Origin of the sequence: Pseudomonas ogarae, assembly GCF_014268695.2 — a bacterium.
GTDB classification, from domain to species: Bacteria; Pseudomonadota; Gammaproteobacteria; order Pseudomonadales; family Pseudomonadaceae; genus Aquipseudomonas; species Aquipseudomonas kilonensis.
In genome coordinates, this window is the sequence record NZ_CP077086.1 from 2,421,945 (window position 1) to 2,447,965 (window position 26,021).

Annotated in this window: 24 protein-coding genes and 3 tRNA genes; 20 read left to right on the forward strand and 7 right to left on the reverse strand. The window is 58.6% G+C overall.

What is annotated here, in order from left to right; translation table 11 throughout:
* The first annotated feature begins 87 nt into the window (after positions 1 to 87).
* Positions 88 to 1,608, forward strand: coding sequence for a nucleobase:cation symporter-2 family protein (locus HU749_RS10775; protein WP_186652481.1), 1,521 nt, complete (start codon positions 88 to 90; stop codon positions 1,606 to 1,608).
* A gap of 213 nt (positions 1,609 to 1,821) precedes the next feature.
* On the opposite strand, the gene HU749_RS10780 is transcribed toward HU749_RS10775, so the two are convergent.
* Positions 1,822 to 2,172: a hypothetical protein gene (locus HU749_RS10780; RefSeq protein WP_014339318.1), complete on the reverse strand. Its 351-nt coding sequence runs from the start codon at positions 2,170 to 2,172 to the stop codon at positions 1,822 to 1,824.
* A 262-nt stretch (positions 2,173 to 2,434) separates the two neighbouring features.
* Here HU749_RS10780 and HU749_RS10785 point away from each other — a divergent pair, with 262 nt between their 5' ends.
* On the forward strand, positions 2,435 to 3,256 hold the full coding sequence (locus HU749_RS10785) for a shikimate 5-dehydrogenase (protein ID WP_079304391.1): 822 nt from the start codon (positions 2,435 to 2,437) through the stop codon (positions 3,254 to 3,256).
* 6 nt (positions 3,257 to 3,262) lie between these two features.
* Here HU749_RS10785 and HU749_RS10790 read toward each other — a convergent pair whose 3' ends face one another.
* Positions 3,263 to 3,910 carry a YceH family protein gene (locus tag HU749_RS10790; protein ID WP_079304393.1) on the reverse strand — a complete coding sequence of 216 codons (648 nt, stop codon included), beginning with the start codon at positions 3,908 to 3,910 and terminating at the stop codon, positions 3,263 to 3,265.
* Positions 3,911 to 4,040: 130 nt separating this feature from the next.
* Between HU749_RS10790 and HU749_RS10795 the strand changes: the two genes are divergently transcribed.
* Entirely contained in the window at positions 4,041 to 4,550 is a 510-nt protein-coding gene (locus HU749_RS10795; RefSeq protein ID WP_003199840.1) for a DUF1993 domain-containing protein, read from the forward strand.
* An 81-nt stretch (positions 4,551 to 4,631) separates the two neighbouring features.
* Here HU749_RS10795 and sstT read toward each other — a convergent pair whose 3' ends face one another.
* Positions 4,632 to 5,864, reverse strand: a complete 1,233-nt coding sequence (gene sstT, locus HU749_RS10800; protein WP_186652480.1) for a serine/threonine transporter SstT — start codon at positions 5,862 to 5,864, stop codon at positions 4,632 to 4,634.
* Positions 5,865 to 6,141: 277 nt separating this feature from the next.
* Between sstT and HU749_RS10805 the strand changes: the two genes are divergently transcribed.
* Positions 6,142 to 7,293 (forward strand): MFS transporter, encoded by a 1,152-nt coding sequence (locus tag HU749_RS10805; protein WP_186652478.1) that lies wholly within the window; start codon positions 6,142 to 6,144, stop codon positions 7,291 to 7,293.
* On the opposite strand, the gene nhaR is transcribed toward HU749_RS10805, so the two are convergent.
* A complete protein-coding gene (gene nhaR / locus HU749_RS10810) occupies positions 7,290 to 8,186 on the reverse strand; it encodes a transcriptional activator NhaR (protein WP_079304399.1) in 897 nt (298 codons plus the stop codon). The two genes, HU749_RS10805 and nhaR, sit on opposite strands and share 4 nt — an antisense overlap.
* 139 nt (positions 8,187 to 8,325) lie before the next feature.
* Here nhaR and HU749_RS10815 point away from each other — a divergent pair, with 139 nt between their 5' ends.
* Positions 8,326 to 8,577, forward strand: a complete 252-nt coding sequence (locus HU749_RS10815) for a hypothetical protein (protein ID WP_046064750.1) — start codon at positions 8,326 to 8,328, stop codon at positions 8,575 to 8,577.
* 26 nt (positions 8,578 to 8,603) lie between these two features.
* Entirely contained in the window at positions 8,604 to 9,353 is a 750-nt protein-coding gene (locus HU749_RS10820) for a TerC family protein (RefSeq protein WP_095962910.1), read from the forward strand.
* Positions 9,354 to 9,424: 71 nt separating this feature from the next.
* Here HU749_RS10820 and HU749_RS10825 read toward each other — a convergent pair whose 3' ends face one another.
* On the reverse strand, positions 9,425 to 9,589 hold the full coding sequence (locus HU749_RS10825; protein WP_186652477.1) for a hypothetical protein: 165 nt from the start codon (positions 9,587 to 9,589) through the stop codon (positions 9,425 to 9,427).
* 223 nt (positions 9,590 to 9,812) lie between these two features.
* Between HU749_RS10825 and HU749_RS10830 the strand changes: the two genes are divergently transcribed.
* From HU749_RS10830 to HU749_RS10840, 4 genes are all read left to right on the forward strand, one after another.
* Entirely contained in the window at positions 9,813 to 10,490 is a 678-nt protein-coding gene (locus HU749_RS10830; RefSeq protein WP_186652476.1) for a peptidase C39 family protein, read from the forward strand.
* 100 nt (positions 10,491 to 10,590) lie between these two features.
* A complete protein-coding gene (locus tag HU749_RS10835; RefSeq protein WP_014339307.1) occupies positions 10,591 to 10,785 on the forward strand; it encodes a DUF6021 family protein in 195 nt (64 codons plus the stop codon).
* Positions 10,786 to 11,290: 505 nt separating this feature from the next.
* Positions 11,291 to 11,596, forward strand: coding sequence for a transposase (locus HU749_RS29205; protein ID WP_038858942.1), 306 nt, complete (start codon positions 11,291 to 11,293; stop codon positions 11,594 to 11,596).
* The gene (locus HU749_RS10840) at positions 11,593 to 12,429 is read left to right on the forward strand and encodes an IS3 family transposase (protein WP_225919112.1); all 837 of its coding nucleotides are present in this window, start codon (positions 11,593 to 11,595) and stop codon (positions 12,427 to 12,429) included. The genes HU749_RS29205 and HU749_RS10840 overlap by 4 nt, the downstream gene beginning before the upstream one ends.
* Before the next feature lie 552 nt (positions 12,430 to 12,981).
* Here the strand turns inward: HU749_RS10840 and pbpG are convergent.
* Both pbpG and folD read right to left on the reverse strand, forming a co-directional pair.
* A complete protein-coding gene (pbpG, locus tag HU749_RS10845) occupies positions 12,982 to 13,920 on the reverse strand; it encodes a D-alanyl-D-alanine endopeptidase (protein ID WP_046064752.1) in 939 nt (312 codons plus the stop codon).
* Between the two features lie 345 nt (positions 13,921 to 14,265).
* Positions 14,266 to 15,120 carry a bifunctional methylenetetrahydrofolate dehydrogenase/methenyltetrahydrofolate cyclohydrolase FolD gene (gene folD / locus HU749_RS10850; RefSeq protein ID WP_014339305.1) on the reverse strand — a complete coding sequence of 285 codons (855 nt, stop codon included), beginning with the start codon at positions 15,118 to 15,120 and terminating at the stop codon, positions 14,266 to 14,268.
* A 281-nt stretch (positions 15,121 to 15,401) separates the two neighbouring features.
* Between folD and HU749_RS10855 the strand changes: the two genes are divergently transcribed.
* The 10 genes from HU749_RS10855 to HU749_RS10900 all read left to right on the forward strand — a co-directional run bounded on the left by HU749_RS10855 (position 15,402) and on the right by HU749_RS10900 (position 25,960).
* Positions 15,402 to 15,478: transfer RNA gene (locus HU749_RS10855), tRNA-Arg, on the forward strand.
* A gap of 41 nt (positions 15,479 to 15,519) precedes the next feature.
* Positions 15,520 to 15,595 (forward strand) — tRNA-His (locus HU749_RS10860).
* Positions 15,596 to 15,653: 58 nt separating this feature from the next.
* A tRNA-Leu gene (locus tag HU749_RS10865) sits at positions 15,654 to 15,738 on the forward strand.
* A 420-nt stretch (positions 15,739 to 16,158) separates the two neighbouring features.
* The gene (gene tig / locus HU749_RS10870) at positions 16,159 to 17,469 is read left to right on the forward strand and encodes a trigger factor (RefSeq protein ID WP_003199860.1); all 1,311 of its coding nucleotides are present in this window, start codon (positions 16,159 to 16,161) and stop codon (positions 17,467 to 17,469) included.
* Between the two features lie 93 nt (positions 17,470 to 17,562).
* Positions 17,563 to 18,198 carry an ATP-dependent Clp endopeptidase proteolytic subunit ClpP gene (clpP, locus tag HU749_RS10875; RefSeq protein WP_018602422.1) on the forward strand — a complete coding sequence of 212 codons (636 nt, stop codon included), beginning with the start codon at positions 17,563 to 17,565 and terminating at the stop codon, positions 18,196 to 18,198.
* 112 nt (positions 18,199 to 18,310) lie between these two features.
* On the forward strand, positions 18,311 to 19,594 hold the full coding sequence (gene clpX, locus HU749_RS10880; protein WP_003183176.1) for an ATP-dependent Clp protease ATP-binding subunit ClpX: 1,284 nt from the start codon (positions 18,311 to 18,313) through the stop codon (positions 19,592 to 19,594).
* Positions 19,595 to 19,755: 161 nt separating this feature from the next.
* Positions 19,756 to 22,152, forward strand: coding sequence for an endopeptidase La (gene lon, locus HU749_RS10885; RefSeq protein WP_014339302.1), 2,397 nt, complete (start codon positions 19,756 to 19,758; stop codon positions 22,150 to 22,152).
* Between the two features lie 148 nt (positions 22,153 to 22,300).
* Positions 22,301 to 22,573 (forward strand): HU family DNA-binding protein, encoded by a 273-nt coding sequence (locus HU749_RS10890; RefSeq protein WP_002552737.1) that lies wholly within the window; start codon positions 22,301 to 22,303, stop codon positions 22,571 to 22,573.
* A gap of 224 nt (positions 22,574 to 22,797) precedes the next feature.
* The gene (locus tag HU749_RS10895) at positions 22,798 to 24,669 is read left to right on the forward strand and encodes a SurA N-terminal domain-containing protein (protein WP_095963341.1); all 1,872 of its coding nucleotides are present in this window, start codon (positions 22,798 to 22,800) and stop codon (positions 24,667 to 24,669) included.
* A 415-nt stretch (positions 24,670 to 25,084) separates the two neighbouring features.
* The gene (locus HU749_RS10900) at positions 25,085 to 25,960 is read left to right on the forward strand and encodes a DUF2242 domain-containing protein (protein ID WP_079304473.1); all 876 of its coding nucleotides are present in this window, start codon (positions 25,085 to 25,087) and stop codon (positions 25,958 to 25,960) included.
* Positions 25,961 to 26,021: the final 61 nt, after the last annotated feature.

The following is a 26,021-nucleotide window of genomic DNA, read 5'->3' on the forward strand; positions in this document are numbered from 1 at the left end:
GCAACAAGTTGTATACAACTCTATGGACATTTGTCCTGAGTTTTGAATACAGTGTGCCCATAACAAAAAACAGGGAACCCCCGAACCATGAAAACGCCCCATGTTTCACTCCCACGGCCCGAGGACGAAAACCTTGGCGTCGGCGCGAATATGGCTTACGGCCTACAACATGTGTTGACCATGTACGGTGGCATCGTCGCCGTGCCGTTGATCATCGGCCAGGCGGCCGGGCTCTCGCCCGCGGACATCGGCTTGTTGATTGCCGCGTCATTGTTCGCGGGGGGCTTGGCAACGTTGCTGCAAACCCTCGGCCTGCCGTTTTTCGGCTGCCAACTGCCCTTGGTGCAGGGCGTATCGTTCTCGGGCGTCGCGACCATGGTGGCGATTGTCGGCAGCGGCGGGGAAGGCGGCTTTCAAGCCATCCTTGGCGCGGTGATCGCTGCGTCCCTGATTGGTTTGCTGATTACCCCAGTTTTTTCGCGCATCACCCGGTTCTTTCCGCCACTGGTCACCGGCATCGTGATCACCACCATCGGCCTGACCCTGATGCCGGTGGCGGCGCGTTGGGCCATGGGTGGCAACAGCCATGCCGCTGATTTCGGCAGCATGGCCAACATCGGTCTGGCCGCGGTGACCCTGGTGCTGGTGCTGTTGCTGAGCAAAATGGGCAGCGCAACCATCTCGCGCTTGTCGATTTTGCTGGCGATGGTCATTGGTACCGTCATCGCCGTGTTCCTCGGCATGGCGGACTTTTCATCGGTCAGTCAAGGCCCGATGTTCGGCTTCCCGACACCGTTCCATTTCGGCATGCCGACCTTCCACATCGCCGCGATCCTGTCGATGTGCATTGTGATCATGGTGACCCTGGTGGAAACCTCCGCCGACATCCTGGCCGTGGGCGAGATCATCGACACCAAAGTCGACTCCAGGCGCCTGGGCAACGGCTTGCGGGCTGACATGCTGTCGAGCATGATCGCGCCGATCTTTGGCTCCTTCACCCAGAGTGCCTTTGCCCAGAACGTCGGGCTGGTGGCGGTGACCGGGATCAAGAGCCGTTTCGTGGTGGCGACCGGCGGGGTGTTCCTGGTGGTGCTCGGCCTGCTGCCGTTCATGGGCCGGGTGATCGCGGCGGTGCCGACCTCGGTACTGGGCGGTGCCGGTATCGTGCTGTTCGGCACCGTGGCTGCCAGTGGCATCCGCACGCTGTCCAAAGTCGACTATCGCAACAACGTCAACCTGATCATCGTCGCCACTTCCATTGGTTTTGGCATGATTCCTATCGCTGCTCCGAATTTCTATGACCATTTCCCGAGCTGGTTCGCGACCATCTTTCATTCGGGCATCAGTTCTTCGGCAATCATGGCGATCGCGCTGAACCTGGCGTTCAACCACTTCACCGCGGGTAACTCCGACCAGCAGTCGGTTTTCGCCGCCGGCACCGAGCGGGTGTTGCGCTATCAGGACCTGGCGGCGCTGCGTGAAGGTGATTACTTCAGCGATGGCAAGCTGCATGATTGCGATGGCAATGAGATCCCGGTGGTGGCGGAGCCTGTTCACGAGCCCGCGGAGCATGCGCCGGTCCGTCTGAAAAGCAGTGAGCACGTCTGACAATTCCCTGTGGCGAGGGGATTTATCCCCGCTGGGGCGCGAAGCGGCCCTAAATGCCGACAAACCAGTGTGTCAGGCAGGTTAAGTTGACTACCTAGGGGCTGCTGCGCAGCCCAGCGGGGATAAATCCCCTCGCCACAGGGGTTATCTAGTGGACATGAAAAAGCCTGTGATCATCGATCACAGGCTTTTTTGTGCCACCCGGAAGGCTGATTACCAGCGACCGTAATGACCACGAGGCGGGCCATAGTAGTAGCCCCGTGGTGGCCCGTAATAAACCGGCGCTGGGCGATAGTAGATCGGTCGCTCTACATACACCGGCTGCGGCTGGTAGTAGACCGGTGGTGGTGCCTGGTAGTAGACCGGCTGTGGCTGGACGTAGACCGGTTGCTGCACATACACAGGTCGATCACGGTTGATGATGGCCGAGCCGATGATGGCCGAACCGACGATTGCGCCAAACACTGCGGGCCCCTCCCAACCACCACGACCGTTGGCGGATGCCTGGCCGGTGACCGCGAGTGCCCCCAGGAGCAGGGCGATGATGGGAAGTTTACGATTCATGGCTGTTCCTCGTTTCGGCCCCGACGCCTGTGGTCTGCAACAGACCCGATGAGAGTCGCGGGGATACTTGCTATGACAGCGATTTTCTCAGGATTTGCGACGCCGTTGGGTAAATATTGTGTAAGGTCTGTAGCGCTTTTCTTTACCGCGCCGCGTCATCCGGGGGCCTGAGACCGGGCCGAGGCTGGCGGTTGCATCATCGAATAAAACCTTTCGGGACGGTGATTCCGTCTGTCCGAAAGTGAATTGCAAGGAGACACGCATGCAGATCAATCCCAACAAAGACACCCAGCTGTGCATGTCGCTATCGGGGCGTCCCGGAAATTTCGGCCTGCGCTTTCATAATCACCTGTATGAACAATTGGGCCTGAATTTCTATTACAAGGCGTTCAGCAGCCAGGACCTGCCTGGCGCGGTGGGCGGTATCCGTGCCCTGGGCATTCGTGGATGCGGCGTGTCGATGCCGTTCAAGGAAGCCTGCATAGCCCTGGTGGACGAGCTGGATCCTTCCGCCGCGGCGATCCAGTCCATCAACACCATCGTCAATACCAATGGCCATCTGAAGGCCTACAACACCGACTACATCGCCATCGCCCAGTTGTTGCAAAGCCACGCGGTGCCCAAGGACTCGACCTTTGCCTTGCGCGGCAGCGGCGGCATGGCCAAGGCTGTGGCCAGTGCCTTGCGCGATGGGGGTTACAAGAACGGGCTGATCGTTGCCCGCAATGAAGCCGCCGGGCGAGCCCTGGCCGAGTCCCTGGGGTATGAATGGCAAGCTGAACTCGGTACCCGGCGGCCACAGATGCTGATCAATGTCACGCCGATCGGCATGACCGGCGGCCCGGAGGCCGACAAGTTGGCGTTTGAGCCCGAGATCATCGCTGCGGCCGAGACCGTGTTCGATGTCGTGGCGATCCCGTCGGAAACGCCCCTGATCGTGCGTGCCCGGGCCGAAGGCAAGCGGGTCATCACCGGGCTGGAAGTCATTGCGATCCAGGCCCTGGAACAGTTCGTGCTGTACACCGGCGTGCGGCCCAACCTGGAGCAATTTGAAAAAGCCGTGGCCTTCGCCCGGTCGGCGTAGGCGCTGCTATTCCAGCCGTGCCAGGCGTTCTTCCAGCGCCGCGATCCGTGCTTCGAGTTCTTCGATACGCTCCAGTGAGACAGCGCCGCCGGCACCACGCTCCACCGGGTGCTGGCGGGCGGCGAGAATCGCTTCGATGTCCGCCGGGTCGCCCATGGCGTGCACATAGCGGTCTTCGCGCTGGCCGGCCTGGCGTGGCACCAGCAGCGCCAGCCCTCGGGCGATCAGGCGTTCCAGCTGGTGCACCACTTGTTCGGCGTCTTCGAAGTCGTGCATCCGTCCGCTGCGGGTCAGCAGCTCATTGACCGTTTGCGGGCCACGCAGGAACAGCAAACCCATCAGGATCACCTGGGCCGGCACCAGCTCCAGGGCTTTGTCGACCCGATGTTCCCAGCGGTCGGCACGGCTGCCCATCACCAGTTTGGTAAAACCGCGACCTTCCAGCGCCCGCAGGCTCTGGCCGACCTGGCCGGGGTTGAGGTTCATCACCGGTTCGCGGCTGGTTTTCTGGTTGCAGGCCAGTACCAGGGCGTTGAGGGTCAGCGGGTAGGTCTCGGGGTTGGTGGCCTGTTTCTCGACCAGCGCGCCGAGGATGCGGATTTCCGTGCTATTGAGCCGCGGTTCTTCAGCCTGCCGTTGTTCTTCGATGCTCATCGCGCGTTCCCTATGCTGTGGAAGCCGCCTAGCCTAATCCTTGCGCAATAAAAGACAAGCTGTGCAACAAGCCGTGGCTATAATCGCAGCCGTTTGATTCATTCTTTCCTGCCACCTGCATGAGATCGCCATGACTATTTCCCTGTACGCCGCTTCCGTCCCGGTTTTCAAGCAGATGCTCAACGCGTTGAGCGACGTTCTGAACAAGGCCGAAGCTCACGCCACCGCGAAGAACATCGACCCTAACGCCTTCCTGCAAGCCCGTCTGTACCCGGACATGTTCCCGCTGGTGCGCCAGGTGCAGATCGCGGTGGACTTCGCCAAAGGTGTGTCCGCCCGCCTGGCCGAGATCGAAGTGCCGAAGTATGAGGACAGCGAGACCACGTTCGCCGAGCTGCAAGCCTTGATCGCCAAGGTACTGGCCTTCATCGACGGCATCCGCCCTGAGCAGATCGATGGCAAGGAAGGCATCGAAATCGTCACCCGTCCGGGTACGCCGAAGGAAAAGCGCTTCAGCGGCCAGAACTACCTGCTGACCTACGGCCTGCCGCAGTTCTTCTTCCACGTCACCACCACCTACGCCTTGCTGCGCCACAATGGCGTGGAAGTGGGCAAGCGCGACTACATGGGCGCGTTCTAACCCCGCCGGCATGAAAAAGCCCGGGACGGTGTGGGCCGTTCCCGGGCTTTTTTGTGGCTGACCGAACAGCCACCGCAACTGTTACGCCGTACGCGCGAGCTTCTCTTCCTCACCCAGGCACGCCGCCGCTGTGAACAGCACATCCGTTGACGAGTTCAGCGCCGTCTCCGCCGAGTCCTGCAGGACACCGATGATGAAGCCCACCGCAACCACTTGCATGGCGATTTCGCTGGGAATGCCAAACAGGCTGCACGCCAGGGGAATCAGCAACAGCGAACCGCCGGCCACTCCAGATGCGCCGCAGGCGCAAATGGCCGCGACAACGCTCAGCAGCACTGCCGTTGGTATATCCACCGCGATACCCAGGGTATGCACGGCCGCCAGTGTCAGTACGGTGATGGTAATGGCAGCGCCCGCCATGTTGATGGTCGCGCCCAGTGGGATCGACACCGAATAGGTGTCTTCGTGCAGGCCCAGGCGTTTGCTCAGTTCCAGGTTCACCGGAATATTCGCCGCCGAGCTACGAGTGAAAAACGCCGTGATGCCGCTCTCGCGCAGGCAGGTGAACACCAGCGGGTAGGGGGTGCGACGCAGCTTCCAGAACACGATGAGCGGGTTGACCACCAACGCCACGAACAGCATGCAGCCGATCAGCACGGTGAGCAGGTGCAGGTAGCCGAGCAGGGCGCCGAAACCGGAGGTTGCCAGGGTCGAGGCCACCAGGCCGAAGATCCCCAGTGGGGCGAAGCGGATCACCAGGCGCACGATCACGGTCACGCCGTTGGACAGGTCTTCGAGCACGGTGCGGGTGGTCTGGCCAGCATGGCGAATGGCGATGCCCATGCCGATGGCCCAGGCCAGGATGCCGATGAAGTTACCGTTCATCAGCGCTCGGACCGGGTTGTCCACCACGCTCAGTAACAGGCCCTGTAGCACCTCGCCGATGCCGCCGGGTGCAGTAACGGCGACATCATGTGTCGTCAGCACCAGGCTGGAGGGAAACAGCGTACTGGCAACCACCGCGACCACCGCTGCGGCGAAAGTGCCCAGCAGGTAGAGGAACAGAATCGGCCGGATATGGGTTTCCTGGCCATGTTTGTGGTTGGCAATCGACGCCATGACCAGCACGAACACCAGGATCGGCGCCACGGCCTTGAGCGCGGACACGAAGACCTTGCCGATGAATTCGGTGGACTTCGCCACATCGGGCGCCAGCCAGGCCAGGACAATACCAGTGATCAGGCCAATGACGATTTGCGTCACCAGGCTGGTGCGTTTGAGGCGTTGCATAGGGGTAACGGACGAAGCTGTCATAGCGGCATCTCTGATTTTATTGTGTGCGACGGTCGACGAGTCAGGGCAACAAGCGGGCAGGCCACGTGAGCGGACCGTGAGAAAGTACGGCGTTTGCAGGCCGCGGACTTTATCACAGCCCGATGAAAAATCTGACGGACCTGTGACGATCCGTCACTCGGGTGTTCAGCGCGTTTTGTCTGGTGGACGCGTTCTGTTAGGCTTTGTCGTTCTCACTTTCTTTCCACCAGCGGGCCCCCGGGCTAACGCTGGTGTCGTGGTTTCGCTGGAGTTCTGCATGTTGTTACCCATTTTCCTGTTGTCGGCCGCCGGTTTTACCGTGCTGACCACGGAATTCGTCATCGTTGGCCTGCTGCCCTCCATCGCCCGCGACCTGCACGTCAGCGTTCCCCAGGCCGGGCTGCTGGTGACGTTGTTCGCGTTTACGGTGGCGGCGTTCGGGCCATTCCTGACGGCCTGGTTCGCCCGCTTCGAGCGGCGCAAGTTGTTTATCAGCGTGCTGGTGATGTTCGGCCTGGCCAACATGCTCGCCACGGTCGCGCCCAATATCTGGGTGATGGCCATTGCCCGATTGATACCGGCCCTGGGCCTGCCGGTGTTCTGGGCGCTGGCCAGTGAAACGGCGGTGGACATTGTTGGGCCACAGTTGGCCGGGCGAGCCATTGCCCGGATCGGCTTCGGCATCGTCTGTGCCACGGTGTTTGGCATTCCCGTGGGTACGTTGATTTCCGATGCGTTTGGCTGGCGCAGCGCGTTCGCGATCCTGGCGGTCATTGCTTTTGCCAAGGCGTTGCTGCTGTTTATCTACTTGCCGAAAACCAACCTGCACCAGCATCAGGTGAGCTTTCGTTCGCAATTCAAGATCCTGCGCAGCCCGTTGATGCAAGGGCACGTGTTGTTGTCGATCCTGGTGTTCAGCGGCATGTTCACTGCCTACACCTATCTGGCGGATATCCTTGAGCGCCTTGCCGGATTCGATGGCACCCTGGTGGGCTGGTGCCTGATGGGCTTTGGCGCCGTCGGACTGCTGGGCAACTCCCTGGGCGGCCGGGCGGTGGACCGGCATCCGTTGATCGCATCGATGGTTTTCTGCCTGTTCCTGATCGGTGGCATGGTGGCGTTGGTGCCGAGCATTCATTCGCCCCTCGCGCTGGCGGCGGCGATGGGCATCTGGGGCGTGACCCAGGCGGCCTTGTTCCTGGTCAGCCATGTGCGACTGATGAAGGCGGCCCCGCAGGCCCCGGCCTTTGCCGCATCGTTGAACATCGCCGGGGCCAACCTGGGGATTGGCTTGGGGGCGATGGTCGGTGGCCGGGTCATCGATACCCTGGGCCTGGGCAGTGTCGGGTTCGCGGCGGCTGGGTTCATCTTCGTATCGATCCTGCTGGCGTTGCTCCTGATGACTTTCAAACCTCGCGTCACCTGCTAAGCGCTGAACAACTCGCGACGGGCGCCTTCTGCGATCGCGACGATGCCGGGGTGGCTGACCTTGCGCTCCACGGAAATGGCGTAGAAGGATTCGCTCACCGCATCGGTCTGGCCGATCACTTCTACGCCGTACTGGCGCTTGACCTCTTCGGCGATCACGCTCGGGCCGATGAAAATCCCGCTGCCTGATTGGCCGAAAGCCTGCATCAATGCGCTGTCGTCGAACTCGCCGACGATACGCGGCTGGATCTGCTGTTCGGCGAACCAGCGCTGCAAGCGGCTGCGCACCACGGTTTCCGGCCCGGGAATCAGCAACGGAGCGTCATGCAGGCCGTGGGGGAAATCCTGCCCGTAGCGTTCGGCCAGCGCAGCGGTGGCGAAAAAGCTGATCCCGCATTCCCCCAGCTTCTGGCTGTAACCCTTGATGTCCAGGTGAGTCGGCATCGGGCTGTCGGAAATCACCAGGTCCAGACGCTGGATCGCCAGGTCCGCCAGCAGCCGTTCGAGCTTGTCCTCGCGACAGGTGATGCGCAGCGGCTCACTCAACTCCATGGTCGGAGCCAGCAACCGGTAGACGATGGATTTGGGCACCACATCCGCCACCCCGACCCGAAACAGGGTTTGCTGCTCGTTGGGCTGGGCGCGCAGCATCAGTTCCAGCTCACCGCCCAACTGGAACATGTGTTCGGCGTAGGGCAAGGTCTGGCGGCCGGCCTCGGTCAGTTCCAACTGCCGTCCGACGCGGCGAAACAGCTTGAGGTTATAGGTTTGCTCGAACAGGGAAATCTGCCCGCTGATGGTCTGTGGGGTCAGGTTCAACTGCTCGCAGGCGCGCACGATGCTGCCGGTTTTCGCCACCACCCAGAAGTAATGCAATTGTCGGTAGTTGAGCATGGGTTCACCGATGTTCGTAAAAACCGAAGTATAACCGCTGAAAATACGAATTTTCCTGAACTATTCGCCTCTCTAGAATGCCTGGCCATTGGCGGGCCACTTTCGCGCACCTTCTATTCTCTCAAGAGGCATTTATTCCATGACGTACAAATCCCTGGGGCTTGTAGCCCTGTTGGTGATGTCCGCAACGACGCTGGCGGGCTGTGAACAGGCTGAAAAAAGTGCCCAGCAACTGATGGGGCAGGCTGCAGAAACCGCCAAGCAGGCCATCGACGACACCCACAAGGCCGCCGAGCAGGCGATCAGCGAAGCCACCGGCGGGTTGATCAGCCCGAAGAAAGAGCCGGCGGACGAAGCCGACGAAACCCAGACCCCTACCAAAACCATCTAACGCGTCACATCAGTCAGGACTGACCCATGGATTATCTTCTACAGCTCGCCGCCAGCCCCACCGCGTGGATCGCCCTGGCGACTCTGGTCGTGATGGAAATCGTGCTTGGCATCGATAACCTGATCTTCATTTCGATTCTGACCAACAAGCTGCCCCAACAGCATCGTGCCAAGGCGCGGCGGATCGGTATCGGCATGGCGCTGATCTTGCGCCTGGGCTTGTTGAGCACCATTGCCTTCATTGTGCAGTTGACCGAACCGGTCATCGAAATCCTGGGCCAGGCGTTCTCCTGGAAAGACATGATCCTGATTGCCGGTGGCCTGTTCCTGCTGTGGAAGGCGACCACTGAAATCCACCACAGCATGGACCCAGCACCGGATGATCCCAAGTCGGCCACGTCCGGCGTGACCCTGGGCTTTGCCGCGGCAATCGGTCAGATCCTGATGTTGGACCTGGTGTTCTCCATCGACAGCATCATCACGGCCGTGGGCATGACCGAGCACTTGCCGATCATGATCATCGCGGTTGTTGTGTCGGTGCTGGTGATGCTGTTGGCGGCCGAACCGCTGGCCAAGTTCATCAATGACAACCCGACAGTGGTGATGCTGGCCCTGGGCTTCCTGATCATGATCGGCATGACGCTGATCGCCGAGGGTTTCGGTGCCCATGTGCCCAAGGGCTATATCTACGCGGCCATGGCATTCTCGGCGGCGATCGAGGTGTTGAACATGTTGTCCCGTCGGGCCAGGGAAAGGGCGTTGGCCGACAACGCCTGATGCCAGGCAGACAGAAGCCACCCGGGTCCAGGCCCGGGTGGCTTTTTTTTGAGGGGTTGAAACGCGAATGCTCAGTGTGCGGTGGCGTGGCGTCGCGCGGATTTGATGGTTTTTTCCGATTGCGCAGGTGGCGCGTGATGGTGGCGCCGGGTGATCCGGAGCACGCCCCACAGCATGGCCGTGGCTACGCTCAGCCAGCCGAATATCAGCATCAGAATTGTCGTGGTCAGGCTCATCTGTGCCTCCTTTTATCCCCGGTCCGGGATAACTCACCTAATACATGGACAGTCTAGTCGCTCAAGTGTTGCAGGTAGTCGATCCGTGGCGGTTGGGCACGGATCGCTTCGTTCTATCGCGCTCGTAAAACTGCCGTTATGGCTATACCCAGGGCTGTGCGCACCTTATGATCGTCGACCCAAGCCTGGCCCGGATGCCGGGTACCTGAACAAGAGAGTCATCATGTCGCCGGTCATTTCATCTTTTCGATCACTGGTACTGGCGGTGTCCTGCCTCGTAGCCCTGGTGGGGTGTGCGGGCAGTGTGTCGCCGCAGATCCAGCGCCTGCCCGAGCGGGTGGAGCTCAACAGCGTGCCGTTCTTTCGCGGCGAGATGTACCAGGGCGCCCCGCAGTCCCTGGCCGCGCTGCTGACGTTGCAAGGCACGGTGATCACCCCGGGGTTGCTGGAGAAACCGCTGCACCTGCCGGGTGGCGAAGCCGGTTTGCAGCAGAATATGCCAACCCTGGCGCGCGAATACGGGTTGCTGGTGTATCCCCTCGACGCCAAGCTGCCCGCGCTGTTGGAGCAGGTCGCGGCAGGCTATCCGGTGTTGGTGCGCTATACCGACGGTTCGGCGTTCTGGGCCGAGCCTCGGTATGGGATTCTCGCCGGCTACAACCGTCAGAAGCAGACGGTATTGCTGCGCTCAGGCATGAACCGACGGCAGTTGATGAGCTTCAGTGCATTCGAATCGGCCTTCAACGGCGCGGGCGGCTGGGCGGTGCTGGTCCAGCGACCCACGCAGCTTCCGGCCAATGTCGACTCGCAGCGATGGCTCAAAGCTGCGGGCGAATTGGCTGGGGCGGGGCAGGAGCAAGCCGCGGCGCGGGCCACCAAGACCCTGGAAGCGGCGCATTGATCGTTCACCCCGTTCGTCACTTGCCGGGCACAACCCGGCAGGCCTGAGGCTCTTATCGTCAGGGTTGGGCATTTTCCGACCGTGATTGGAGGAGGCACGCATGGCACAGTCAAAAACACCTACGGGGCCACATTCGTCAGAGCACTCCAGTGGTGATGACCTGGGGTTTGATCCGGATTCGCCGGACCTTGAGGATCCCCAGGTTGATCCGGTAGGGCCGGCCAAGGCGCCTCTGGACAAGAAGGAGGAGCGCAAGCCCAAGCCCTATGATCCGCTGGGTGACCTGAAGGTCTAGGCATTGTTTGTTCCGAGAGGCTTGGATTGGTGTGTATATCCGTTATTTAGGTAACGGCTACTTATGGTTCCGCTCTTACAGCGGGTCACTTTTGAAAAGCGCAAAAGTAACCAAAACGCTCTTGCCCCACCACTCGGCACCTCGCCTAGGCTCGGTGTGCCCTCACTCCGGCATTGCTCCGTGGGCCCGCCGCGAAGGGCCATCCATGGCCCAGCGCGGCTATCCCGGCATCCATGCCGGGTTGCCCACTGCGCAATGCCTGCGTTCGGCCAGCGTGGTTTAACGGGGCGTCCAGATCAAAGTCCAGATCAAGGGCAAGAGCAAGCACATGCCGGCATCTATGTGGCTGAGCCACCGCTATCGCGAGCAAGCTCGCTCCCACATTGGATCTTCAGCGAACACAAAACCCATACACACCGCAAAACCTGTGGGAGCGAGCTTGAACTGGCCTAATAATTCCGGACACCTCTTAAGGGCGATATGATTTCGCCAATTTGGAGGTTCCATGAAAGAAAGAAGAGTCTTTTCCCGCGAGTTCAAACATCGTGCGGCCAGCATGGTGATTGATGACAACTGTTCAGTACAGGAAGTCTGCGCGTCGCTGGACATCAGTGCCACCGCATTACGACGGTGGGTGGACCAGGTTCGCAAGGAGCAAAAAGGTCAGCCAGTTCAAGGCACCAAGGCCATTACTGAGGATCAACGGCAGATTCAGGATCTGAAAGCCAAGATCAAACGCATGGAAATGGAAGCCGAAATCTTAAAAAAGGCTACCGCTCTCTTGATGTCGGATCCCGATCGTTTTCGATGATCGCGGAGCTAAGAGAGTCATTCCCGACCGCCATTCTGTGTCGCGTTTTCGATGTGAAGCGCAGCAGCTTTTACGAGTGGCTACAGCGTCTCTCGCGGCCTAAGATCGAGCGCGAAGAACTCAAGGGGAAGGTGGTTGAACTGCACAGCGAAAGCCGGGAAGCCATGGGGTCCAGAACGATCAGCAAGCATCTGAAGGCCCAAAACATAGCGGTCGGCAGAAGCCTTGTTAGAACACTGATGAGGGAAGCCAACATTGTCAGTAAACAACGCCAGCCTCACCCATTCAGGTCCAAAGGAGTTGAAGCATTTGTCGCACCCAATCTGCTCAAGCGTAATTTCAAGCCGACCGTGGTCAATCAGGTCTGGTGTGGCGACGTTACAAGCTTGATGGTGGGTAAACGCTGGGTTCATCTGGCCATTGTGATCGACTTGTTTGCTCGCCGGGTCATTGGCTGGGCATTTTCGCTGGTCAATGACGCCAACCTGGTCAGCAAGGCGTTACGCATGGCGATAGAGCTTCGAACATGCCCACCTGGATTGATGTTTCATTCGGACCAGGGCTGTCAGTACACCAGCCGCAAGTTTCAAGAAGAGTTGATGCGTCATGGCATTTTGCAAAGCATGAGTCATCGCGGGCAGTGCTGGGACAATGCTCCAACAGAACGTTTTTTCGGCACCCTGAAGTCAGAATGGGTCCCTCGCAACGGTTACAGCACGAGCGAGGAAGCACAAACCGATATGGTGCGCTTCTTCATGTACTACAACCGCACCAGGCTCCACAGCTACAACGACTACCTATCGCCAATAGCCATGGAGCAAAAAGCAGCATAAACACCGTAACTGGTGTCCGGATTTACTTGACCAGTTCAGCTTGCTCGCGATGACGTCGGCACATCCAACATCACCGCAAACTGACACTCCGCCTTCGCGAGCAAGCCCGCTCCCACAGGAAAAACGTGGTCCCACCAAGAACCAGGTCGGCTATCAGGCCGCCTCGCAGTGGACGTTGATCTCGGGCGCCCCGTTAACCACGCTGGCTGAACGAAGGTATTGCGCAGTGGGCAACCCGGCATGGATGCCGGGTTAGCCGCGCTGGGCCATGGATGGCCCTTCGCGGCGGGCCCACGGAGCAATGCCTTCGTTCAGGCATGCCGAGCCTAGGCGAGGCACCGAGTGGTGGGGCAGAAGCGTTTTGGTTACTTTTGCGCTTCTCAAAAGTGACCCGCTGTAAGAGCGGAACCATAAGCAGCCGTTACCTAAATAACGGATATACACACCAAAGCAATAAAACAAAAAAACGGCGCTTCCCATTTCTGAAAGAAGCGCCGCTTTTTCTAAGTGAACAGCATTACGACGAGTCGGGGCTTTTCTTTGTGCCGCGGATTATTTGGAGGCTTCCACCACACCACTCTGGCGGCTCTTGAGATTCTTGGCAGCCTTGTATTGCAGGGCCACCGCCGGCACTGCGGCGCTTTTTCCGGTTTCCACCCAGCTACGAATCCGGCTGGCATCGGCGAAGTGCGTGTATTTGCCGAACGCATCGAGGATCACCAGTGCCATCGGGCGATTGCCCATCTTCGTCACCAGCACCAGGCAGTGGCCAGCCTGGTTGGTGAAGCCGGTCTTGGTCAACTGGATATCCCAGTTGGCCTTGTGGACCAGGTGATCAGTGTTGCGAAAGCCTAGGCTGTACACCGGCTTGCGGAAGGTAACGGTCTTTTCCTTGGTGGTGCTCAGTTCGCTCAGCATTGGATACTTGCGAGCAGCGATCAGCAGCTTGGTCAGGTCCCTGGCGGTCGAGACGTTGTGGATCGACAGGCCCGTTGGCTCGACGTAATGGGTGCTGGTCATGCCCAGCGCCTTCGCCTTGGCGTTCATGGCGGCAATGAACGCCGCGTAGCCGCCCGGATAGTGGTGGGCGAGACTGGCGGCGGCACGGTTTTCCGAAGACATCAGGGCGATCAGCAGCACGTCTCGGCGCGACAGTTCGCTGTTGAGCTTGACCCGGGAAAACACGCCTTTCATCTCTGGGGTGTTGGCGATGGTGATGGAAATGTATTCATCCAGGTTCTGTTTGGCATCCAGCACGATCAGGCCGGTCATCAACTTGGTTACCGACGCGATGGGCACCACCACGTCCGGGTTGCTCGAATAAACGACTTTATCCGTCTGCAGGTCCAGCAACATCGCGCTGCCCGAGGCGACTTGCAGCTTGGTCGTGTCCCGAGGGGCCGCGATGGTCTCCTGTGCAACGACATTTTGCGTGATAAAACTGCCTGTGAAAGCGATGAATAGGCTGATGATGGAAAGACGGATTTTCACGCGAGTAGACTCGATAGAGTTGAAGGTGCCGTTGAGCAACGACTTTTAAAAAAAACGTCGCATTTTAGGAGTATGGGCGACAGCAGCGCTATATGCCTGTACCGCCGGGGGTTGTGAGTAAATAAAGTTTAATGAAGAGGGATTTTGGCGGACCGAATCTGAAAAATTCGTAATTTGCGCTAGCCACCTAAGCAATCGATGCCTGGCGGCCAAAGTCTGGTCGCCAGAAACACCTGTGGGAGCGAGCTTGCTCGCGATGGCGGTGTATCAGCCAACTTGGATGTTGGCCGGTCCACCGCCATCGCGAGCAAGCTCGCTCCCACAGGATCTTTGTTGATGCGTCTATCAGCTATGCAGCGTCTCAGCCGCGTACAAGGTGTTTTCCAGCAAGCAGGCGCGGGTCATCGGGCCTACGCCGCCGGGTACCGGCGTGATCCAGCCAGCGCGGGGCAGGGCGGTCTCGTAGACCACATCGCCCACCAGCTTGCCATCTTCCTGGCGGTTGATGCCCACGTCGATGACGATGGCGCCTTCCTTGATCCACTCGCCCCGCACCAGGCCGGGTTTGCCGGCGGCCACCACCACCAGGTCGGCACGGCCGACGTGGCCGGCCAGGTCCTTGGTGAAGCGATGGGTCACGGTCACGGTGCAGCCGGCCAGCAGCAGCTCCATGGCCATTGGACGGCCAACGATGTTGGAGGCACCCACCACTACGGCGTCGAGGCCATACAGGTCCACGCCAGTGCTTTCCAGCAGGGTCATGATGCCTTTAGGGGTGCAGGGACGAAGCAGCGGGATACGTTGGGCCAGGCGACCGACGTTATAAGGATGGAAGCCATCGACGTCTTTGTCCGGGCGGATACGCTCCAACAGCTTGGAGGCGTCGAGGTGTTCAGGCAGCGGCAGCTGGAGCAGAACGCCGTCGATGTTCGGGTCATCGTTCAGGCGATCGATCAGATCGGCCAACGCTTGCTGGGTGGTTTCGGAAGGCAGGTCGTAGGCCTGGGAAAGGAAGCCGACCTCTTCACAGTCTTTACGCTTGTGCGAGACATAAACCTGAGAGGCAGGATCGCTGCCGACCAGGATCACCGCAAGGCCGGGCGTGCGCAGGCCTTGCTCGCGGCGCTCGGTGACTCGTTGGGCGATCTGCTGGCGCAGGCTGGCGGCGATCGATTTGCCGTCGATAAGTTGTGCAGTCATTGCGCGTGGTTAACCATCGAGAGGGGAAAAAAAGAGAACGCATTCTCGCATGCCGGGGCGTGAGGGCAAAGGCGCTTGGTCTGCAAATTCCTCTAACCCCTTTAATTAAATGAATTTTTTTTAAAAAAGAGTTGACGACCTATCAGGCCGTCTATAACATTCGTCGCACTTGTCGGGCACAGCCTAGCACTGGTTAAGAAGGTGGAGTAGAGTTGGTTGTTTCAACTCGGCAAAACTGAAAGCACTTAGTTTGTAATCGTCCAAGAATACAGATTAAAAAGGCGCCCGTAGCTCAGCTGGATAGAGCATCCGCCTTCTAAGCGGATGGTCGCAGGTTCGAGTCCTGCCGGGTGCGCCAATTAGGCAGCTTTGGCACAAGTAAGGCAACAAGGCAATATGGTGGGCGTAGCTCAGTTGGTAGAGCACGGGATTGTGACTCCCGTTGTCGTGGGTTCGATCCCCATCGTCCACCCCATATTCTAGAAAGGCGCCAGATCTAACAATCTGGCGCCTTTGCTTTAAAAGCTTGATACGCGGATGTGGTGGAATTGGTAGACACACTGGATTTAGGTTCCAGCGCCGCAAGGTGTGAGAGTTCGAGTCTCTCCGTCCGCACCATACAAGTCGCTATTTAAATAGCAGAAAACGGCGCAGTACCTGAAAAGGGCTGCGCCGTTTTTGTTTTCGGTGGTTCTGTGTTTGGCATCGGCACTGTTTTCTGGTGCGCGCTGCGCTCGGGTCCTCGCGAATGTGTTTCGTGATGATGCGCGGCATGTCCGTCGGTCTCCTTGTGGGCCTGGGCGCTGCGCGACCGGGCCAGCCGCTTCTATATATAGAAGCGTTGGCGCAGAGCCCTGGGCTGAATCGACTGTATTTGCAATCCGGGTGGGGCATGACCGTTTGTCCCGTCCTAAATCCGGCGCCTGTTTCCAGCGCGTTTTCAGTAGGGTGACTTCTTGAGTTTGACCTACTAGAATGCATGCCCTTGATTCTGGGGTCGGAAACGCCCGGCCAACGTCTGTGCAACGAGGAATATCCATGCAAGTTTCTGTTGAAAATACTTCTGCTCTTGAGCGCCGCATGAGCATCACCGTGCCGGCTGAGCGCATCGAGACTCAGGTCAACAAGCGTCTGCAGCAGACTGCCCAAAAGGCCAAAATCCCAGGTTTCCGCCCAGGCAAAGTGCCAATGAGCGTGATCCGTCAGCGTTACGAGGCTGATGCGCGTCAGGAAGCCGTGGGCGACGTGATCCAGTCTTCGTTCTACGAAGCGGTCGTCGAGCAGAAGCTGAACCCGGCCGGCGCTCCGTCCGTCGAGCCTAAAGTGCTGGAAAAAGGCAAGGACCTGGAATTCGTCGCCACGTTCGAAGTGTTCCCTGAGTTCACGGTTGCCGGTTTCGAATCCATCGCCGTCGAGCGCCTGAGCGCTGACGTGTCGGATGCCGACCTGGACAAGATGTTGGACATCCTGCGTAAGCAGAACACCCGTTTCGAAGTGACTGAGCGTGCTGCCCAGAACGAAGACCAACTGAACATCGATTTCGTCGGCAAGGTCGATGGTGAAGTGTTCGCGGGCGGTTCCGCCAAGGCTACCCAGCTGGTGCTGGGCTCCGGTCGCATGATCCCTGGCTTCGAAGACGGCCTGGTTGGCGCCAAGGCCGGTGAAGAGCGCGTTCTGAACGTGACCTTCCCTGAGGATTACCAGAACCTGGACCTGGCTGGCAAAGCCGCCGAGTTCACCGTGACCGTCAACACCGTTTCCGAGCCGAAACTGCCTGAGCTGAACGAAGAGTTCTTCGCCCAGTTCGGTATCAAGGAAACCGGTCTGGAAGGTTTCCGCACCGAAGTTCGCAAGAACATGGAGCGTGAACTGCGCCAGGCCATCAAGTCCAAGGTCAAGAACCAGGTCATGGACGGTCTGCTGGCTTCCAACCCGATCGAAGTGCCAAAGGCCCTGCTGGACAACGAAGTGAACCGTCTGCGCGTGCAGGCTGTTCAGCAGTTCGGTGGCAACATCAAGCCGGACCAGCTGCCTGCCGAATTGTTCGAAGAACAAGCCAAGCGCCGCGTCGTACTGGGCCTGATCGTCGCCGAAGTGGTCAAGCAGTTCGAGCTCAAGCCTGACGAAGCCCGCGTTCGCGAGCTGATCCAGGAAATGGCCTCGGCCTATCAAGAGCCTGAGCAAGTCGTGTCCTGGTACTACAAGAACGACCAGCAACTGAACGAAGTCCGTTCGGTTGTGCTGGAAGAACAAGTTGTGGATACTGTTCTGCAGAAAGCTAGCGTGACCGATAAAGCGGTCTCTTACGAAGAAGCGGTCAAGCCGGTGGAAGCTCCACAAGCCGATTGATGGTTCTGCGGTAAGAAATACACACCCATAAGCCAGCCTTCGTGCTGGCTTATGCGTATTCAAGACATAACTATTTGGGAGTGACTGCGAGACATGTCCCGCAATTCTTTTTATCAGCATAGCTCTGACATCCAGGCCGCTGGCGGCCTGGTCCCGATGGTTATCGAGCAGTCCGCCCGCGGCGAACGTGCCTATGACATCTACTCGCGTCTGCTCAAGGAACGCGTCATCTTTCTGGTGGGCCCGGTAGAGGACTACATGGCCAACCTGATCTGTGCGCAACTGTTGTTCCTTGAAGCCGAAAACCCGGACAAGGATATCCATCTCTATATCAACTCCCCTGGCGGTTCGGTGACGGCGGGCATGTCGATCTACGACACCATGCAGTTCATCAAGCCTAACGTTTCGACGACCTGTATTGGTCAGGCGTGCAGCATGGGGGCGTTTTTGCTGACTGCTGGTGCCCATGGCAAGCGTTACTGCCTGCCGAACTCGCGCGTGATGATTCACCAGCCACTGGGCGGTTTCCAGGGCCAGGCATCGGATATCGAAATCCATGCCAAGGAAATCCTCTTCATCCGCGAGCGCCTCAACACCTTGATGGCCAAGCACAGCGGGCGCACGCTTGAAGAAATCGAGCGCGATACCAACCGCGACAACTTCATGAGCGCTGAAGCCGCACGTGAATATGGCCTGATCGATGAAGTGATCAGCCAACGCCCCGCTTAAAATAAGCAGCTCAAAATGAGGTTGATCGGCAGGTCCGATCACCTGCGGGCTTGAAAAAGCCCGCAATTGCCTTCATCTTGTGTTGCAAGCCTATCGGATTTGGATCGATCGAATGACTGACACCCGCAACGGCGAGGACAACGGCAAACTGCTTTATTGCTCCTTCTGTGGCAAAAGCCAGCATGAAGTGCGCAAATTGATTGCCGGCCCCTCGGTCTTCATTTGCGACGAGTGCGTCGACCTGTGCAATGACATCATCCGCGAGGAGGTGCAGGAAGCCCAGGCCGAGAGCAGCGCGCATAAATTGCCTTCGCCTAAAGAAATCAGCGGCATCCTTGATCAGTATGTGATTGGTCAGGAACGTGCGAAAAAGGTACTGGCCGTAGCGGTGTACAACCACTACAAGCGCCTGAACCAACGTGACAAGAAGAATGACGACGTCGAACTCGGCAAGAGCAACATCCTGCTGATCGGCCCGACAGGCTCGGGTAAGACCTTGCTTGCCGAAACCCTGGCCCGCTTGCTGAACGTTCCGTTCACCATCGCCGACGCAACCACCCTCACCGAGGCGGGTTATGTAGGTGAAGACGTCGAGAACATCATTCAGAAGTTGTTGCAGAAGTGCGACTACGATGTGGAAAAGGCCCAGATGGGCATTGTCTACATCGACGAAATCGACAAGATTTCCCGCAAGTCCGACAACCCGTCCATCACCCGGGATGTTTCCGGTGAGGGCGTGCAGCAGGCCTTGCTCAAGTTGATCGAAGGTACGGTCGCTTCCGTTCCACCCCAAGGTGGTCGCAAGCATCCGCAGCAGGAATTCCTGCAAGTCGACACCCGTAACATCCTGTTTATCTGCGGTGGTGCGTTCTCCGGCCTGGAAAAGGTTATTCAAAACCGTTCCACCCGCGGTGGCATCGGTTTCAACGCCGAAGTGCGCAGCAAGGAAGAAGGCAAGAAAGTCGGTGAATCCCTGCGTGAAGTCGAGCCTGACGATTTGGTCAAGTTCGGTCTGATCCCGGAATTCGTCGGTCGTCTGCCGGTCCTGGCAACGCTGGACGAGTTGGATGAAGCAGCGTTGATGCAGATTCTGACCGAGCCGAAAAACGCCCTGACCAAGCAGTATGCCAAGCTGTTCGAAATGGAAGGTGTAGACCTGGAGTTCCGTTCCGACGCGCTGAAATCGGTCGCCAAACGTGCCCTGGAGCGTAAGACCGGTGCCCGTGGATTGCGCTCGATTCTTGAAGGCGTATTGCTCGACACGATGTATGAAATCCCCTCGCAATCCGAGGTGAGTAAAGTCGTGATCGATGAAAGCGTTATAGAAGGCAAGTCCAAGCCACTGTATATCTATGAAAACAGTGAGCCGGCTGCCAAGGCCGCACCGGACGCTTAAGCGTCCCGCTGCCGGAATAAAGAAGGGGCCTTCGGGCCCCTTTGCTTTTAGCGCGTTTTAGACGTGTCTTAGCGCTTGTTTTTTTTCAAGGCTGCCCCCATCTTGGTTTCAAGCTTACTTCCATCTGTTTCCGGCCCTAGGGCCGCCGTAGAGGCGAAATCATGAAGACAACCATCGAATTGCCTCTCCTGCCATTGCGCGATGTCGTGGTGTATCCGCACATGGTTATCCCGCTGTTCGTGGGGCGCGAGAAGTCCATCGAAGCCCTTGAGGCTGCGATGACGGGTGACAAGCAGATTCTTCTGCTGGCCCAGAGAAATCCAGCCGACGATGATCCCGGCGAAGACGCACTGTATCGCGTAGGGACGATTGCAACGGTTCTGCAATTGCTCAAGTTGCCCGACGGCACCGTCAAGGTCCTGGTCGAAGGCGAGCAGCGCGGTACTGTCGAGCGTTTCAGCGAAGTGGACGGCCATTGCCGGGCCGAGGTGTCGCTGATCGAAGAAGTCGATGCGCCCGAGCGTGAGTCGGAAGTGTTTGTCCGCAGTCTGCTGTCGCAGTTCGAACAATACGTGCAACTGGGCAAGAAGGTGCCTGCAGAGGTCCTGTCGTCGCTTAACAGCATCGACGAGCCGGGGCGGCTGGTTGATACGATGGCGGCCCACATGGCCCTCAAGATCGAGCAGAAGCAGGAAATTCTCGAGATTATTGATCTGTCGGCCCGTGTCGAACATGTGCTGGCATTGCTCGACGGCGAAATCGATCTGTTGCAGGTCGAGAAACGCATTCGCGGTCGCGTCAAGAAGCAAATGGAGCGCAGCCAGCGCGAGTACTACCTGAATGAGCAGATGAAGGCCATTCAGAAAGAGCTGGGCGATGGCGACGAAGGCCACAACGAAATCGAAGAGCTGAAAAAGCGCATTGATGCCGCCGGCTTGCCCAAGGATGCACTGGCCAAGGCCCAGGCCGAGCTGAACAAGCTCAAGCAAATGTCGCCGATGTCTGCCGAGGCCACCGTGGTGCGCTCCTACATCGACTGGCTGGTCCAGGTGCCATGGAAAGCCCAGAGCAAGGTGCGCCTGGACCTGGCGCGCGCCGAGGACATCCTCGACGCCGACCATTACGGCCTGGAAGAGGTCAAGGAACGCATCCTTGAATACCTCGCAGTGCAGAAGCGCGTGAAAAAGATTCGTGGCCCGGTCCTGTGCCTGGTCGGTCCTCCAGGGGTCGGTAAAACCTCCCTTGCGGAGTCGATTGCCCACGCCACCAACCGCAAATTCGTACGCATGGCCCTTGGCGGGGTGCGCGACGAGGCGGAAATTCGTGGTCATCGTCGTACCTACATCGGTTCGATGCCGGGAAGATTGATTCAAAAGATGACCAAGGTCGGCGTACGCAATCCGCTGTTCCTTTTGGACGAAATCGACAAGATGGGTAGCGACATGCGCGGCGATCCCGCCTCTGCGTTGCTAGAAGTCCTCGATCCTGAGCAGAATCACAACTTCAACGATCACTATCTGGAGGTCGATTACGACCTTTCGGACGTGATGTTCCTCTGTACCTCCAACTCCATGAACATCCCGCCAGCATTGCTGGACCGGATGGAGGTGATTCGTCTGCCGGGCTACACCGAGGACGAGAAGATCAACATCGCCGTGAAATACCTTTCGCCCAAGCAGATCCAGGCCAACGGCCTGAAAAAAGGCGAGCTGGAATTCGACGAGGAAGCGATTCGCGACATCATCCGCTACTACACCCGCGAAGCCGGTGTGCGTGGCCTGGAGCGGCAGATTGCCAAGGTCTGCCGCAAGGCGGTCAAGGAACATGCGCTGGAAAAACGCTTCGCGGTCAAGGTCACTGCGGACCTGCTGGAGCACTTCCTGGGCGTGCGCAAGTTCCGTTATGGCCTCGCCGAGCAACAGGACCAGATCGGCCAGGTGACTGGCCTGGCCTGGACCCAGGTCGGTGGTGAGCTGCTGACCATCGAAGCAGCCGTGGTACCGGGCAAGGGTCAATTGATCAAGACCGGCTCCCTGGGTGATGTGATGGTCGAGTCGATCACCGCGGCGCTGACGGTTGTTCGCAGCCGCGCCCGCAGCCTGGGCATTCCCTTGGACTTCCATGAGAAGCGCGACACGCATATCCACATGCCCGAAGGGGCCACACCCAAGGACGGCCCGAGCGCTGGCGTAGGCATGTGCACGGCCCTGGTCTCGGCATTGACCGGTATTCCGGTGCGCGCCGATGTCGCCATGACAGGTGAAATCACGCTGCGCGGTCAGGTCCTGGCGATTGGCGGCCTGAAGGAAAAACTGCTGGCGGCACACCGTGGCGGGATCAAGATCGTGATCATTCCCGAAGAGAATGTCCGCGACCTGAAGGAAATTCCTGACAACATCAAGCAAGATCTTCAGATCAAACCCGTTAAATGGATTGACGAGGTCCTGCAAATTGCGCTGCAATACGCGCCGGAGCCCTTGCCGGATGTGGCTCCGGAGATTGTCGCGAAGGAAGAAAAGCGAGAGTCTGACTCTAAGGAAAGAATTAGCACGCATTAATACGCATTTGCCTGGGGGGCTTCCTTGACAGTTTTTTAGAGCCCTTGTTATAAAGCGGCTCTTAAGTGTCTGCAGGCCATTCAGCACTCGTTTTTGCTTTCACCAAAAAAACTTAGAATCATCTCAAATAGATATAAGGGGACTTAGAGTGAACAAGTCGGAACTGATTGATGCTATCGCTGCATCCGCTGATATCCCGAAAGCTGCTGCTGGCCGTGCGCTGGACGCTGTAATCGAATCCGTCACTGGCGCTCTGAAGGCTGGTGACTCCGTTGTTCTGGTTGGTTTCGGCACCTTCTCCGTGACCGATCGTCCTGCTCGTATCGGTCGCAACCCGCAGACCGGTAAGACGCTGGAAATCGCTGCTGCCAAAAAGCCAGGCTTCAAAGCTGGTAAAGCACTGAAAGAAGCCGTTAACTAAGGTTTCGTTGAGTTTATCCGGGTCGGGGTCATGCCTGGCTTGGCAGCGGAGCGGTAATACGGCCGGTTGCAACCGGTCTGGCACGCCAGGGCTTGCAGGTTCGAGCCCGGTCCGCTCCGCCAGTTACGAGAAGGCGCATCCTCGGATGCGCCTTTCTTCTATCCGGATTCTACCCACGCTCCACGGTTGCCTAAATTTGAAGTTCAACCGTTTCTGGGGGACGCATGCTGCAGAATATCAGGGACAATTCACAAGGCTGGATTGCCAAGACCATCATCGGGGTCATCGTCGCATTGATGGCGTTGACCGGTTTCGATGCCATTTTTCAAGCCACCACCAATAGCAACGACGCGGCCAAAGTCAACGGCGAAAACATCAGCCAGAACGAGCTTAGCCAAGCAGTCGACATGCAGCGCCGTCAGCTTATGCAACAGCTGGGCAAGGATTTCGACGCCTCCCTGCTGGACGAAAAAATGCTGCGCGATTCAGCGCTCAAGGGCCTGATCGACCGCAAGCTGCTGCTGCAAGGCGCACACGATGCGAAATTCGCTTTCTCCGAAGCGGCGCTCGATCAAGTGATCCTGCAAACGCCTGAGTTCCAGGTCGATGGCAAATTCAGCGCCGAGCGTTTCGATCAGGTGATCCGCCAGCTGGGTTACAGCCGTATGCAGTTCCGCCAGATGCTGGCTCAGGAAATGCTGATTGGTCAGTTGCGCGCCGGCCTGGCAGGCAGCGGTTTTGTCACCGATGCCCAAGTGCTGGCATTTGCCCGCCTGGAAAAACAGACTCGTGATTTCGCCACCTTGAACATCAAGGCCGACCCGGCCTCCGTCAAGCTGACCGATGACGAGGTCAAGGCCTACTATGACCAGCACGCCAAGGAGTTCATGACGCCTGACCAGGTGGTCATCGATTACCTTGAGCTGAAGAAAGCTTCTTTCTTCGATCAGGTCAGCGTCAAGGACGAAGACCTGCAAGCGGCCTACCAGAAAGAAATCGCCAACCTGTCCGAACAGCGTCGGGCTGCGCACATCCTGATCGAAGTGAACGACAAGGTGACCGAAGCCCAGGCCAAGGCGAAGATCGAAGAAATCCAGGCTCGCTTGGCCAAAGGCGAGTCGTTTGAAGCCTTGGCGAAGGAGTTCTCTCAGGATCCGGGTTCGGCGAACAACGGCGGCGATCTGGGCTATGCCGGTCCAGGCGTCTACGATCCGGAGTTCGAAAAGGCCTTGTACGCCTTGAACAAGGACCAGGTCTCGGCACCGGTACGCACCGATTTCGGTCTGCACCTGATCAAGCTGCTGGGTGTCGAAGCGCCTGAAGTGCCTACGTTTGCCAGCCTGAAGGACAAACTGGTCCGCGAGCTGAAGACCCAGCAGGTGGAGCAGCGTTTCGTTGAGGCGACCAAGCAACTGGAGGATGCCTCGTTCGAAGCCTCCGACCTGGCGCAACCCGCCCAGGACCTGAAGCTGACCGTCCATACATCGGCCCCGTTCGGTCGTGAAGGCGGCGAGGGGATTGCGGCCAATCGTGCCGTGGTCACCGCTGCGTTCAGCCCGGAAGTGCTGGAGGAGGGTGCCAACAGCACCGCCATCGAGCTGGACCCGGAAACCGTCGTGGTGCTGCGTGCCAAGGAGCATCGCAAGCCTGAGCAACTGCCGCTGGAAAAAGTGGCCGGGCCGATTCGTGCTCAACTGGCCAAGGAACACGCCAGCGCAGCGGCCAAGACCCGCGCCGACGAGTTGATCGCCAGCCTGGGTGACGGCAAGACTGCACTGGACAAGCCGGTCGACGGCCAAGGCTGGAAAGCCACCCAGGCAGCCACCCGCAACCAGGAAGGCATTGACCCGGCGGTGCTGCAAGCAGTGTTCCGCATGCCTAAGCCTGAGTCCAAGGACAAGCCGACGTTCACCAGCGTGACCTTGCCTGACGGCAGCCTGATGGTCGTGCGTCTGAATGGCGTGAACGAAGCGGCGGCACCGACTGACGAAGAGAAGGCGGAGTATCGCCGCTACCTGGCGTCCCGTGTTGGTCAGCAGGACTTCGCGGCGTATCGCAAGCAGTTGGAGAGTCAGGCGGATATCAAGCGTTTCTAATGGCTTGATGTTTGGATAAACCTGGCTGTAATGCTGTTCACTTAGAGACAACGGTGCTTCTTCAGAAATGGGAAGCGCCGTTTTTTTTGGGCTTGGGTTTGGGTGTATATCCATTTCTTCGGTAACGGCTACTTATGGTTCCGCAGCAATGGATATACACACCTAACCACGCCTCCAGAAACGGAATAAAAAAATCTTCATAACCGCTCAAGTGAACAGCATTAACCCGAACCGTCAGGTTTTTGTATCTGCTTGTTGCATGGAAAGCGGGTATTCGTCGATCTACCGGATCAGCGTCTTTTTCCTGCAAACAACCCCCAGTAAACTTGTAACCCCCTTGAAACAAGATTAGCCACGCTGCCAGGTCGCGTTCTGTTGCACAATACGCCCCGGACCGTTTTTCTCAGGATGTTCAATGTTCAAATCATTTCACATGCGCACCGTCGGGCTTGCATTGGTGCTGGCCGCCGCAGCCGGTTGCTCGTCGAAGAAAACCGCCATTTACGAGCACGAGAACTTCGATGACTCCGGCACGTTTTCGCGCACTTATCCAGTGAGTGACGCGGCGACCTGCGAGGCCGGGCGTCGGGCGTTGCTCAGCCAGGGCTACATCATCACCAGCAGCGATCCGAAGCTGGTCAGCGGTCACAAGAGTTTCCAGCAGACTGGCGAGACCCACATGGAGATCAGCTTCAACCTGGTCTGTGCCGAAGACGGCGGTACCGGCCACCGTGCGACCATGTTCGCCAATGCCTTGCAGGACCGTTATGCCCTGAAGAAAACCAACAACTCCGCCAGCCTGGGCGTGGGGGTGCTGGGTTCGGTGTCGATGCCGATCGGTTCCTCGGATGATTCGATGGTCAAGGTCGCCAGCGAAACCGTGTCGGCGGCCAAGTTCTATGAGCGTTTCTTTGCCTTGGTCGAGCTGTTCCTGCCTCCCGAAGCGAAGAAAGCTGCCGAGAAGGCTGAGAATACCGACAAGCCGAAAGCTGAGCTGGGTATCCCGGAAACCAAGGCTGAATCGGCTGCGCTGATGCCGGCTCCAGTTCCAGCACCAGAGCCAGAGCCTGTTGCGCCTGCTCCCGCAGCAGCCACGCCGGTAGAGGAGGTCGCGCCGACCCCCGTCGAAACCGCCCCCACGGTGTCAGAGCCCGTCGCACCGCCGAGCGAGCCCGCGCCAATTGCGCCCGAGTCGTTCGAGTCTGCGCCGACGACGGAAACTGTTACACCTCCACCGTCCAGCTCGTTACCTGCCCCGACCGAGCCGATTCAGCCGCTTCCGGCATCCTGAGGTCCAGTGGCAGGGAGTTACGCCCTGTCACACTTCACACGGTAATTTCCCGACCCTGTGC